At 40.8% G+C, this 12854-nt stretch carries 9 protein-coding genes; 5 read left to right on the top strand and 4 right to left on the bottom strand.

All coding sequences use genetic code 11. From position 1 onward, the window contains the following. Window positions 1-169 precede the first annotated feature (169 nt). A complete protein-coding gene (gene yihA / locus NH454_RS02650) occupies window positions 170-817 on the top strand; it encodes a ribosome biogenesis GTP-binding protein YihA/YsxC (protein ID WP_135922779.1) in 648 nt (215 codons plus the stop codon). On the opposite strand, the gene NH454_RS02645 is transcribed toward yihA, so the two are convergent. Both NH454_RS02645 and NH454_RS02640 read right to left on the bottom strand, forming a co-directional pair. Continuing rightward, window positions 814-1332 (bottom strand): DUF1285 domain-containing protein, encoded by a 519-nt coding sequence (locus NH454_RS02645; RefSeq protein WP_135922780.1) that lies wholly within the window; start codon window positions 1330-1332, stop codon window positions 814-816. The two genes, yihA and NH454_RS02645, sit on opposite strands and share 4 nt — an antisense overlap. Next, complete coding sequence (locus NH454_RS02640; RefSeq protein WP_135922781.1) at window positions 1332-1919, bottom strand: YceI family protein; 588 nt, start codon at window positions 1917-1919, stop codon at window positions 1332-1334. Before NH454_RS02640 ends, NH454_RS02645 begins: the two co-directional genes overlap by 1 nt. A gap of 421 nt (window positions 1920-2340) precedes the next feature. Here NH454_RS02640 and NH454_RS02635 point away from each other — a divergent pair, with 421 nt between their 5' ends. Then, window positions 2341-3261, top strand: coding sequence for a triacylglycerol lipase (locus tag NH454_RS02635; protein WP_253038156.1), 921 nt, complete (start codon window positions 2341-2343; stop codon window positions 3259-3261). A gap of 323 nt (window positions 3262-3584) precedes the next feature. Here NH454_RS02635 and polA read toward each other — a convergent pair whose 3' ends face one another. Then, entirely contained in the window at window positions 3585-6320 is a 2736-nt protein-coding gene (polA, locus tag NH454_RS02630; RefSeq protein ID WP_135922783.1) for a DNA polymerase I, read from the bottom strand. 514 nt (window positions 6321-6834) lie between these two features. Between polA and elbB the strand changes: the two genes are divergently transcribed. The 3 genes from elbB (at window position 6835) to NH454_RS02615 (ending at window position 10826) form a co-directional block, all read left to right on the top strand. Beyond that, window positions 6835-7485 (top strand): isoprenoid biosynthesis glyoxalase ElbB, encoded by a 651-nt coding sequence (elbB, locus tag NH454_RS02625; RefSeq protein ID WP_199527139.1) that lies wholly within the window; start codon window positions 6835-6837, stop codon window positions 7483-7485. Window positions 7486-7667: 182 nt separating this feature from the next. Further along, window positions 7668-8060 carry a cytochrome c5 family protein gene (locus NH454_RS02620; protein ID WP_062568504.1) on the top strand — a complete coding sequence of 131 codons (393 nt, stop codon included), beginning with the start codon at window positions 7668-7670 and terminating at the stop codon, window positions 8058-8060. Window positions 8061-8261: 201 nt separating this feature from the next. Further along, entirely contained in the window at window positions 8262-10826 is a 2565-nt protein-coding gene (locus tag NH454_RS02615) for a diguanylate cyclase (protein WP_199527138.1), read from the top strand. Here NH454_RS02615 and rep read toward each other — a convergent pair. After that, on the bottom strand, window positions 10816-12828 hold the full coding sequence (gene rep / locus NH454_RS02610) for a DNA helicase Rep (protein WP_138557993.1): 2013 nt from the start codon (window positions 12826-12828) through the stop codon (window positions 10816-10818). The genes NH454_RS02615 and rep overlap by 11 nt on opposite strands. Between the last annotated feature and the right edge of the window lie 26 nt (window positions 12829-12854).

The following is a 12854-nucleotide window of genomic DNA, read 5'->3' as shown; positions in this document are numbered from 1 at the left end:
TATAGGGATTTGACTTAGATTAAGTTTCTATCTAGAAATTTTCCCACTATGTAACTAAATTTAGCACGCTTAAATACGCTTTTGAATGCTGCTTTAATAGTATAAAATACGCGTCTTAAGTGAATTTTAGTCACTGTTCAACATTATTTATAAAAGATTAGGAGAGCCTGTGCTCAAATCTCGTATCAAATACAATACTGCGTCCTTTGTTACTAGCGCACCTGACATCTCACGCTTGCCTGCTGATACGGGGATTGAAGTCGCGTTTGCTGGTCGCTCTAATGCGGGTAAATCAAGTGCCCTTAATACGCTAACTGATCAAAAGTTAGCACGTACCTCTAAAACGCCGGGTCGTACTCAGTTGATCAATACTTTTGAGCTTGATGCTGATAAACGCCTTATCGACTTACCTGGTTATGGCTTTGCGAAAGTGCCAATCGAAATGAAGAAGAAATGGCAAAAATCGTTAGGTGAGTACTTACAAAAGCGCCAAAGTTTAAAAGGGATTGTTATTTTAATGGATATTCGTCATCCACTAAAAGATCTTGATCGTGACTTAATTGACTGGGCCGTTGGCAGTGAGATCCCAGTACTTGCACTTTTAACTAAAGCCGACAAATTAAAACAGGGCGCACGTAAAGCACAAGTTTTACAAGTTCGCCGTGAGCTAAGTAGCTTGGAAGGTGATATTACTGTTCATGCATTTTCATCATTAAAAGGAACAGGCTTACCAGAAGTTGCTAAAAAGCTAGATGAATGGTTCTTAGGGCCAATTGAAGTTCAAACTCCTGAATCTGAAGAAGAACCAGAAGCTTAGGCCAAGTAATAACGCTTACCTAATGACTCTATAAAGTAGCCCTGCTCGTCTGAGCAGGCTATTTCAGCCCATTGATAATAAACATTTCTCGATACTCTTGCCGCTAACCCATGTGCTAACTGTAAATAAGGTACCTGCAGATTTTCAAATTTGCGTAATTGTAGTGGTTGCGATGATGTCACTAACCAAGTGCGTTGTAGATTATCAACACAGCATAAAGCCTGTCCTTGCTCGGTCTCTTCAAAATACCAATCAACAATAACAAATGGCACATCAATGACTGTAATCGCCATTTTCTCTACTGGCGTTTTTAAATAGTAAGTATTGGCTTCTTTACAAAGTACGGAGGCAAATAGTTTGACCATTGCCTCCCGTTGAATTTCGCTGCCAGCATAAAACCACACTCCTTGACCATTGATCTCAATAGGCAACTGACCACAATTGTCTGGTTGCCATTGATCAAAAGGTTTATCAGGCTCTGCAAGTGCAGCTTCTAGCTCGGCAAGCGACTGCATTACTTATCTTTATCGAGCGTCAAAGAAAAAGTTACAGGAACAGCTGTTGCAATAGATGGTAAACCAGCAAGCTTTTGTAGCTGTGCAATGCCTTCTGTTACTTTGAAATCATCTGCATTAATAATCACTGGTGAGAACGAAGAAACTGTCACATCACCATTGGGTGACATATTTGCCAGTACATCAATCGTTAACTCTTTTTTATTGCCATGGAAGTCAAGCTCGGCTTTCAAACCAGTTAATACATGTTGTCCTGGCTTCAGTGCTAATAATGATTTACTTAAATCAGCAGTTAAAACTGCATGAGGAAACTCAGCTGTTTCGAACAACAATTTAGTCATGCGCTCATTACGGATAGGAATTAGCGTTTCAACAGAGCTAAGATCGATCATTAACTTGAATTGACCTTGCTCATTCAACGTACCTGATACTTTTTTGAAATGATGCGCTTCAGCAATTGAATTCTTTTTGATAGATACAAAGCTAACCTTGCTTTGCTCATTGTTAACCTGCCAGTTTGCACTAGCAAAAGGAGCAACTAATAAACTTGATAATGATAAGGCGGCAAAGGCCACAGATTTAAACATAACGCATTCCTTCGAAGATAATAACAATCTATTAGATGGTATCACCTGCGTTAATTTGTGCAATGAATTGTATGATAAGAAGAGAAAAAACGGCTCGCTCAATAACAAGCGAGCCGGTATAGCAAACTGGGGAGAAGCTATCAATACGTTGCATCTTTTCAGATGCATCATCAACAGGATGTCCTACAGGATGAGGACGGCGCGGACTTTAACAAAGTCCGCGTTAAAAAGAAATTGCATCCGCAAAGAAAACGCTCGATTTGATAAACATATAACGAAACTCTAAAACTATCTTTTCTTGTTTACCTATAATTAACATTACATCAAGTGGTTATTTAAGGTATCGTTAAATTAATCAGAGAAAATAGCAGCATTATTAATACATGTTGATGGCAAAAACTTAGCACAAGAGTAAAAAGGAATGAAAAAATGCCTCCTAGCACTAGCTACCATCTTACTCATTTCGCTGAGCTTGCCCTGTCACGCGAAAAATAATAGCACTCAATACCCGATTGTTTTGGTACATGGGCTGTTAGGTTTTGATAGCCTATTAGGCGTTGACTATTTTCATAATATCCCTAGCACTTTATCGCTTGATGGCCACCAGGTTTTTGTTGCTGCTGTGTCAGCTGTTCACAGTTCAGAGTTTCGTGGTCAACAATTACTGGCTCAGGTTAATCATATTTTGGCACTCACGGGCGCAGAAAAGGTTAACTTAATTGGTCATAGTCAAGGAGCGCAAACGGTTCGCTATGTCGCTTCGATCTCGCCTAACTTAGTTGCCTCTGTGACCAGTATCGGGGGTGCAAACTATGGCAGTACACTTGCTGATCTTATTCGCGAAGAAATAAAACCAAACTCACCATCTGAACATTCGTTTAAGCTAGTATTTGCAGCACTAGGCAGCATGATTTCGTTACTATCAGGTCACAGTGATTTACCGCAAGATCCGTTAGCAGCATTATATAGCTTAACCAGCCAAGGAGCCTCTGTATTCAATCAAAAGTACCCAGAAGGTTTACCGCCAACGGCATGCGAGCAAGGACAAATGCTTGCCAGTAATGGGGTGTATTATTTTTCGTGGAGTGGCACAGCAGCGCTTACCAATATTCTTGATCCAACCGACTTATCTATGCTGCTTGGATCAATATTGATCGTAGGTCAAGATGATGGCCTGATTTCACGCTGTAGTAGTCACTTAGGTCATGTCATTAAAGATGATTATAAAATGAATCATTTAGACGAAATCAATCAATTTATAGGTTTGCATCATTTACGCGAAGTCGACCCTGTTGAGCTTTATCGTCAACATGTAAAAAGGTTACAAGAGTTGGGGTTATAGTTAACGAGTAATGATTTATTTTTGGTTAAGTCGGGTCGCTAGAAGTGATGTTCTATATACAGAAGCGATCAGCTTTCAGCCTTCAGCGGTCAGACGCGCGAAACAAGTTTCACGCCTACCTGTAGCAGCGCCTTTATGCCGCGACCCTTAAATTGGAAGCTAGATTCGAGATAAATACGGTATAACGGTCAAGCAAATCGCTAACTTTTAGTCTGAAAGCTGACGGCTGATAGCTGACAGCTCTAACTTTCCCCTAGAAACTCGCTAACTTTCAGTCTGAAAGCTGACGGCTGATAGCTGACAGCTCTCATTTATTGCGACTATTAGTGTGCTTGTTGCCAGTTGTCACCGCTGTCGGCTTCAACAATCAGTGGCACATCAAGAGTGGCAGCTTCTGACATTAGCTTACAGATTTCAGCTTTGTAGTCGTCAACACACTCTTCTTTAATTTCGAACACTAATTCATCGTGCACTTGCATTAGAAGCTTCACTGACCCTTCAGCTTGTGCGTTTACCCACTGATGAACTTTAAGCATCGCTTTTTTGATGATATCAGCAGCAGTACCTTGCATTGGCGCATTGATAGCTGCACGCTCAGCGGCTTTGCGACGAGCACCGTTACGGGCGTTGATTTCTGGTAAATGTAAGCGACGACCAAAAATAGTCTCTACATAACCTTTATCAGCCGCTTTTTCACGGGTAGTTTCCATGTACTCAAGTACGCCCGGGAAACGCTCGAAATATTTATCAATATAATGCTGTGCTTCATGACGTGGTACATCTAACTGACGCGATAAACCAAACGCTGACATGCCATAAATTAAACCAAAGTTAACCGCTTTGGCTTTACGGCGCATATCGCTGGTAACCTCTTCAAGGCTAACGCCGAATACTTCTGCTGCGGTGGCGCTATGAACATCTAAGCCATTAGCAAACGCGGTAAGTAGGCCTTTATCTTGTGATAAGTGCGCCATGATACGCAATTCAATTTGGCTGTAATCGGCAGCGACAATTTTATGGCCAGGTGCAGCAATAAAGGCTTCACGAATACGACGACCCTCTTCCGAACGAATTGGAATATTCTGTAAGTTTGGATCCGTTGAACTTAAACGCCCCGTTGCTGTTACCGCTTGATGGTAAGAAGTATGCACACGCTTAGTGCGCTCATTCACCATTAACGGTAGTTTATCTGTATACGTTGATTTCAGTTTCGATAAACCACGGTGTTCAATAATTACCTTAGGTAGCGGGTAATCATGAGCAAGTTCTTGCAATACTTCTTCTGCCGTCGACGGTGCACCTTTTGGTGTTTTCTTGATAACCGGAAGCTCTAGCTTTTCAAACAAGATTGCTTGCAGCTGCTTAGGTGAACCTAAGTTAAACTTTTCACCAGCCATATCATAGGCTTCTTGCTCAAGCTCTAATAAACGTTCGCCTAAACGCTGGCTGTGAGCTGCCAGCATGTTGCTATCAATTGCAACACCGGTACGTTCAATATCAGAAAGCACCGACACAAGAGGTAATTCAATGTCTTCGAATACCGATTTTAATTGGCTATCAGCATCGATTTTTGGCCATAACACTTGATGAAGACGAAGCGTTATATCTGCATCTTCAGCAGCGTATGGTGCGGCTTTTTCGAGCTCAATTTGATTAAATGTCAGCTGCTTTTTACCTTTACCAGCAATATCTTCGAAGCTGATATTTTTGTGGCCTAGGTATTTAAGTGCCAGCGAATCCATATCATGACGGCTGCCTACACTATTAAATACATACGACTCCAACATAGTGTCGTACTTAATACCCTTTAATTCAAAGCCTGCATTCGCTAATACACTTTTATCGTATTTTAGATTCTGGCCTACTTTTGCCTTGTTTTCGTCAGCTAAGATTGGGCCAATTTTTGCCATAACTGTGTCTAAGCTTAATTGCTCTGGCGCATCTGGGTAATCGTGAGCAACCGGAAGGTAAGCCGCTTCACCGGCTTTAACCGCAAAGCTCATACCAACCAATTGGGCCTGCATGTAATCAAGGCTGGTTGTTTCAGTATCAAAGGCAAAAAGCTCGGCGTCATTTAACTGCGCAACTAAGGTATCAAGCTGCTCTTCAGTTAAGATTGTTTCGTAGTGCGCATCAGCCACTTTAGGTAGTTCGTTGGCTTCTGTTGGTACATCTAAATGAGTGTCAGCATCTTTAGGGTTATCAAGTAGCTCAGCTAACCAACGGCGGAACTCACATTCACCATAAAGTGCAATCAGTTCATCACGGTTTGGCTCTTGTAGTTTGAAACTTTCAAGGTCCGTTTCAACTTCAACATCACATTTTATGGTTGCCAGCTCATAGCTAAGTGGCAAATGATCAAGTGCTGCAGCAAGCTTTTCACCAATCTTGCCTTTGATCTCACTAGCGTGATCAATAACACCTTGTAATGATCCGTATTTTTGTAACCATTTCACCGCCGTTTTTGGACCACAGCCATCAACACCCGGAATGTTATCGACTTTGTCACCCATTAAGGCAAGGTAATCAATGATCAGCTCAGGTCCAACACCAAACTTCTCAACGACTGTTTCTGGATCTGAGATGCTATCGGTCATTGTGTTGATAAGCGTTACATGTTCATTTACTAGCTGCGCCATATCTTTATCGCCGGTAGAGATCAGCACATGGCGCTGTTGCTCAGAGGCAATACGTGCAAAAGTACCAATCACATCATCGGCTTCAACACCTTCAATACTGATAAGCGGAAAACCCATTGCTTTAATAATGTTATGTAAGGGCGCAATTTGTGTGCGTAAGTCATCCGGCATAGGTGGACGATTAGCTTTGTATTCGCTGTACATATCATTTCTAAAGGTTTTTCCCTTCGCATCAAACACTACAACCATATGTGATGGATCATATTGTTTGATCAAACTCTTCAGCATATTTACAACACCGTATATAGCACCTGTCGCTTCACCTTTAGAATTAGTAAGGTGCGGTGGCGAATGATATGCACGGAATAAATAAGAAGAACCATCAACAAGAATTAGTGGATTTTCAGGGATCTGAGCCATGGTGAAATTGGATCCTAATTGAATAACATTAAATTGTTTGTAAGCATGCCATAAGGCTATGAAGAAAACGACTGTGAATTATTAACCAACAAGCGTTTAACTCAATAGCAACCTGTGGATAACTATGTAGATAACGGACACAGTTAATCCTCCCAAAATGTAAAAACACTTAGGAAAATTTTATTAAGACTATGTTTTTATTTAAAAAAGATAATGCGTGGTTCTTTTTTTATTATTTTTATCCGATGTGGAAAACGGTTTTAGCAGCGATTTACCTTGTGCTTATTCGATACCGAATTAACATCCCTTTTCATAACCGGAGGAGTATTCTAGCATAATGGATCAAAGATCATAGCGATCCTTTATACTTTTTTTTTCGTTAGCTGTTTATGAAATGGCATAAACAGCCATTCATCATGCTTTGCGAGTAACTGAGCATCAAAAATTTTTTATTTTGTCGCCTGACTCGCATAATTGTTACACTAGCGTTAGTCACATTAAGGAGAGACAAAAAATGAAAAAAGTTGCTGTAATTTTAGCGGGTTGCGGTGTTTATGATGGTGCAGAAATCAACGAAGCCGTCCTAACTTTACTACACATTGCTAAAGCAGGTGCAAGCTATCAATGTTTCGCTCCTGATATTGAGCAAATGCACACTATTAATCATCTAACGGGCGAAGAAATGACTCCAAACCGTAATGTATTAGTAGAAGCGGCACGTATCGCACGTGGTGAAATAAAAGCATTAACCGAGCTTAATGTGAATGAGTTTGATGCCTTAATCGTACCAGGTGGTTTTGGTGCCGCGAAAAATTTATCTGACTTTGCAGTGAAAGGTGCTGATGCCCAAGTGCAAAATGATGTACTTACAACAGCAAAGGCCTTTGTTGATGCAAACAAAGCAGCTGGATATATGTGTATTGCACCGGCAATGTTACCAATGATCTATGGTAAAGGAGTCAAAACAACCATTGGTAATGATGAAGATACAGCAGCGGCCATTGAACAACTTGGTGGTTCACACCAAAGCTGTGCAGTTAATGATATCGTTGTTGATGAGCAACACAAAGTGGTCACGACTCCTGCATATATGCTGGCGCAAAGCATTTTAGATGCAGATGCAGGTATCGAAAAATTAGTAAATAAGGTCTTAGAACTCGTTTAATTATTTATGTTAAGGCCAGCATCTAATGCTGGCTTTTCTTGCGCTAACGCAAAAAAATGACGTTTTTTATCAAGAAAAAGCCTTTTAGATCATTTTATAAATTGTGGCTTAGCGTTATAATCGTTCTAATTTCCGTCAGATATCGTGATTGATCACGTTCAAATCGAAGTGAGCAAGGCAAAATGAAAAAACTATCAGCTGCATTATTACTGCTAGCAACAACGGCATATGCACAAGCGTATGACAACTCTTTGACTGAAGATGCTATTAAAAAGCGTCTAGCGCCAATTGGTTCTGTATATCTAGAAGGTGATAAAGCTGCGGCCGCTGCTGAGCCTACTGGCCCTCGTTCTGGTGAACAAGTTTATCAAGCAGCATGTTTTGCATGCCATGGTACTGGTGCATTAGGTGCTCCTAAATCAGCTGATGATTGGGCTCCTCGTATTGCTAAAGGTAAAGATACACTATTAGATCATGCTATCAATGGCTTCAATGCGATGCCACCAAAAGGTACATGTATGGATTGTTCTGATGAAGAAATCAGTGCTGCTATCGACTTTATGACTAGCAAGTAACAATTCAGAAACTAATACTAAGGGCTTAAATTTTTTAAGCCCTTTTTTTGTGCCCATTTTTGCTCGCCAGGCTAGCTCTGTCGCAGAATTAGCCCCACAATTAATTAGTATTTTGTTAACAACTGTTACTTGACGATCTAATAAAAAAGTGGAACTATATAGGACGATATTTAAACAATAATAAGATCTGGTTCTAAATCATTGGAAGATTCAGCAACACACATTGATAAACTAGCCCGTAAAAATGCTCGTTTAAAATCGCTTTTACAACAGTATAAGCAATCACATCACCTGCAAAATGCTCTCTTACAATTATCAGAGCAGGCCAGCACTGTTGCCGAATTAACCCTACTCTATCCAGCTATTCACGAAATTTTACAAGATTTTATTCCTAGTAAGAATTTTTTCGTCGTTTTACACAATCCTGTATACGATAACCTCGAACTGTCTTATTTTGCCGATGAAAAAGATGGCTTATCGGTGCCTTTAAAATATGAGCAGTACTTTAAGGAAGGATTAACGGGGTATGTGTTTAAACACGGAGAAACCAGTTACTTTACTAAACAACAAACAGAGCTAGCAGAGCAGCAAGGTCTGTTTAAAGTATTTGGTACCCCGGCGGAGCATTGGGTGGGGGTACCTGTATACCGAGATAAAACAATCATTGGTGTAATGGTTGCACAAAGTTACGATGAACAAAATGGCTATACCGAGCAGCAAATTGAACTACTCGAAGCGATGTCGATGTACTTAGCAACAGCGATTGAGCGGGTCAAAAAACGTGAATTACTAGAATCAGAAGTAAAAATTCGTACTCGTGCACTAACGCAAAGTAACCAAGCCCTCAACGAAGAAATTCAACATCGGAAAAATGCCCTCGAGCGACAACAGATCCTGTTTAAAATCTCAGAGCTAGCTACGCTCAGTGAAAACTTAGAGGATGTTTATCTACATGTGCATGAAATAATTAAAACAATTACATACGCAGATAATTTATATATTGCACTGTATGATGAAAACACAAACTGGTTAAGCTTTCCGTATTGTGTTGATGAATATAATAACAATGCTAAGCCGCGTCCGTTTGCTAAAGGGTACAGTGAATTAGTGCTAAGTACCGAAAAATGTCAGCTTATTGATAGTAAAAGAGAACAAGAACTGGTTAAACTTGGCATAGTTGAGAAGCCTGTTAATGTTCCCCGAGAACAAACAGCCACGAGCTGGTTAGGTGCCCCTCTTAAAACATCGCAAGGTGTTATCGGTTTAATAGTCTGCCAAGCATATAATAACAAACATGAATTTAGCCAAGATGACTGTGAGCTCATTACCTTTGTTTCACATCAAATTGCCAACGTTATCCAAGCACATTTAGCCAATCAAGCGCTTAAACAAAGCCATCAAAAGCTTGAACATAGAGTGGCCGAAAAAACCAAAGAATTACGCCAAGCTAATATGCACTTGCAAATGCAGATGGAAGAACGTAAAAAAATAGAGCAACAGCTTTATCATGATGCCCATCATGATTCTCTCACTAGTTTACCTAATCGCAGTTTATTCTTAACTCAGCTTGAGAAAACACTTCAGCACTACCAGCGCTATCCAGAACAACAATTTGCAGTGTTATTTATCGATTTAGATAAATTTAAAGACATTAATGATCAGCTTGGTCACCAAGCCGGAGATCAGTTTTTAATTAGTGTTGCAGAATCCTTTTCGCACTGTATTCGTGAGCATGATTTATTAGCGCGCTTAGGCGGCGATGAATTTGTTGTGTTGTTGACTCATCTAACAGAGCAGCAGCAAGCACAAGATGTTGCTAAGCGAATTATTGAGATAATGAAAAAGCCGTTTTGTTTAAAAGGTCAATGTATTCAAAGCGGTGCGAGTATTGGTATTACTTACTCTCAACCGAGTTATAAGCACACTGATGAAATTATTCGCGATGCTGATGCTGCTATGTATTACGCTAAAAATGCAGGTCGTAATCGATTTGAATCTTTTCATCCATTGCTTAATACGTCGCTAACTCATCACGAATCAGAATCAATGCATCACTTGGATGATTTGCCAATGCACTTTAGAAGTGCAGAAATCATTACCCTTGATGAGCAACCTCACCCAGAGTCTTTACTCGAAGCATTTGGTGAACACCCTGTACTTGGCAGTACTAGCTTTGAAGTTTTGAAGAAGTTTGCGACTGATCGCGTGCAGCACTTTGAAGTTGAGCTAAAGCTCATTGAACAAGCTTTTACGTTAATCAATACGAATAATCTTAAAAAAGTATTATTCCCATGCTCAGGCTTAGTACTTGAACGCATTAATTTCAAAGTATTGACTAAGCTATTACAAGTAAATCATGCGAGCAAAATCTGTTTGCTATTTAATGAGCAAGAGATCCGTTATGCATCAGCAGTGCAAATAGAGAACTTAAAAGAGCTTATTTCTTTGGGAGTATCTATCGGCTTGAACGAATTTGCTAAAGATCGCTGTGAACTAAACCTGCTTACTGAGTTCGAGTTCGATTACTTACTGTTAAGCTCAACCTTCAGCAAACGAGTACTACAGCAAGAAAATTATCATTTACAACTGCAAGGTGTGCTGGCGATTACTAAACTGCAAAATATCCAAGTAATCGCTAAAGGGCCGTCTATTTTCAATTACCGCACCTTGCTAGAAAAGCATGGCTTATCTTTGTTTATTGGAAAACAACGTGCGCTGGCACCCTTTGATCAAGTCGTGCCAAACGCAAAGTCGATTACTTCTTAAGCATTGCTCTTAGATTAGCCACACGAGCCTGTCCTTTTTCCATACGCTCTGCTTGCGATGACGGTGGCTTTTTAGATTCAAAGGCTAGGTCATCTTGCGGTAATTCCTGTACAAAACGGCTCAACTCAGTCTCTGAGGTTTCACCAAATTGACGGCGTAACTTAGCATAGGTCATTACCAGCTCTTGCTGAGCACGCGTAATACCTACATAAGCAAGGCGACGCTCTTCTTCGACGTTATCTTCATCAATGCTCACTTGGTGCGGTAATAACCCCTCTTCCATGCCAACCATAAACACATACGGGTACTCCAAACCTTTTGAAGCATGTAGCGTTAGTAATTGTACCGCATCGGATTCGTCTTCTTCTTCGTTACGTTCAAGCATGTCACGTAAGGTCAGTTTACTGACCACTTCAGCGAGGTTCAGCGGTGGATTGTCTGCGTCCCCTGTTAGCATATCAGTGATCCAACGATAAAGCTCTGAGACGTTTTTCATGCGCATTTCAGCGGCTTTTGCACTCGGTGATGACTCGTACAGATATGCTTCGTAATTAATTTGCCTAACTAATTCTTTAACTGCTTCAAGGGTGTCACCACGTACAGCGTTATCAGATAGCTCAACCACCCAACGGGCAAAACCAGCTAAAGCATTAAAACCACGGCCTTTTAGTCGATGCGCAAGCTCAGGCTCAAAACAGGCAGCAAATAAGCTGATATGTTTTTCATTAGCAAGCGTACCTAGCTTTTCCAAAGTGACCGTACCAATCTCACGGCGTGGCGTATTGACGATTCGTAAAAATGCGTTGTCGTCATCTTGGTTCACCAATAGGCGTAAGTAAGCCATGATGTCTTTAATTTCTGAGCGAGAGAAAAACGACATACCACCGCTGATCTTATAAGGAATGCGGTTGCTCATGAGTGCTTTTTCAAACACTCTCGCTTGGTGGTTACCACGGTATAAAATTGCGTAATCTTTATAGCTGGTGCGTTTCATAAATTTATGAGAAATGATCTCTGCCACCACTCGCTCTGATTCATGCTCTTCATCACGACAACCAATGACCTTGATAGGCTCACCATAACCAAGCTCACTAAATAGCTTTTTATCAAACTCATGAGGGTTATTGGCAATCAAAATATTCGCCGCTTTAAGAATTCGCCCAGCACTTCGGTAGTTTTGTTCAAGCTTAATCAAACGTAAGCCCGGAAAGTCTTTACTCAATAACACAAGATTTTGTGGTCTGGCACCGCGCCATGAGTAAATTGATTGGTCGTCATCGCCTACCACGGTAAAACGAGCTCGCTCACCCACTAATAATTTAACCAGTTGATACTGACTGGTATTAGTATCTTGATACTCATCCACCAGCAAGTAACGAAAACGCTGTTGCCAACGCTCACGAGAAGTGGCGTTTTGGCTAAGTAATAAAGTGGGGATCATTATCAGATCATCAAAATCAAGCGCATTATAAGCCCGCAGTTGATTTTGATAACGCGCATACAGCTGGGCAAATAAAGCTTTTTGCGGCTCTCTGGCTTCGCGAATAGCACGCTCAGGTAGAATTAATTCGTTCTTCCAGCTGCCTATTTGCATCTTAAGCAGGTTGAGTAAGTCTTTGTCTTTTTTAAGCTCTTCTTCGGTCAGCTCAGCTAATAGCTGATTGGTATCTTGATCATCAAACAACGAAAATCCGGGCTTAAAGCCTAAAGTGGTTAGCTCTTTTTTGATGATCTCAAGACCGAGGGTATGAAACGTTGAAACCCATAAGCCTTTCGACTCTTGCTTGCCGAGTGTTTGCGTGACACGCTCACGCATCTCTTTTGCTGCTTTGTTGGTAAAGGTTACCGCAGCAATATTGCGTGCTTGATACTCACACTTTTGCACCAAGTAAGCGATTTTATTAGTAATAACACGCGTTTTACCAGAGCCCGCACCGGCTAATACCAGACACGGCCCACTAATATACTTTACCGCTTCATCTTGTTTTGGGTTGAGTTTCATAAGCCCCTAAAGAAATTATCCAAAGA

The organism is Pseudoalteromonas sp. Ps84H-4 (assembly GCF_024124645.1).
Taxonomy (GTDB): domain Bacteria; phylum Pseudomonadota; class Gammaproteobacteria; order Enterobacterales; family Alteromonadaceae; genus Pseudoalteromonas; species Pseudoalteromonas lipolytica_C.
Note: the sequence above shows the minus strand (reverse complement) of the source record. Positions and strands in the feature narration are given on the sequence as shown.

What these genes read in the sequence shown, in the direction of transcription:
- NH454_RS02640 (WP_135922781.1), bottom strand. Translation starts at nt 1,919, where the DNA reads ATGTTTAAATCTGTGGCCTTTGCCGCCTTATCATTATCAAGTTTATTA.
- elbB (WP_199527139.1), top strand. Translation starts at nt 6,835, where the DNA reads ATGAAAAAAGTTGCTGTAATTTTAGCGGGTTGCGGTGTTTATGATGGT.
- NH454_RS02635 (WP_253038156.1), top strand. Translation starts at nt 2,341, where the DNA reads ATGAAAAAATGCCTCCTAGCACTAGCTACCATCTTACTCATTTCGCTG.
- NH454_RS02645 (WP_135922780.1), bottom strand. Translation starts at nt 1,332, where the DNA reads ATGCAGTCGCTTGCCGAGCTAGAAGCTGCACTTGCAGAGCCTGATAAA.
- polA (WP_135922783.1), bottom strand. Translation starts at nt 6,320, where the DNA reads ATGGCTCAGATCCCTGAAAATCCACTAATTCTTGTTGATGGTTCTTCT.
- rep (WP_138557993.1), bottom strand. Translation starts at nt 12,828, where the DNA reads ATGAAACTCAACCCAAAACAAGATGAAGCGGTAAAGTATATTAGTGGG.
- NH454_RS02620 (WP_062568504.1), top strand. Translation starts at nt 7,668, where the DNA reads ATGAAAAAACTATCAGCTGCATTATTACTGCTAGCAACAACGGCATAT.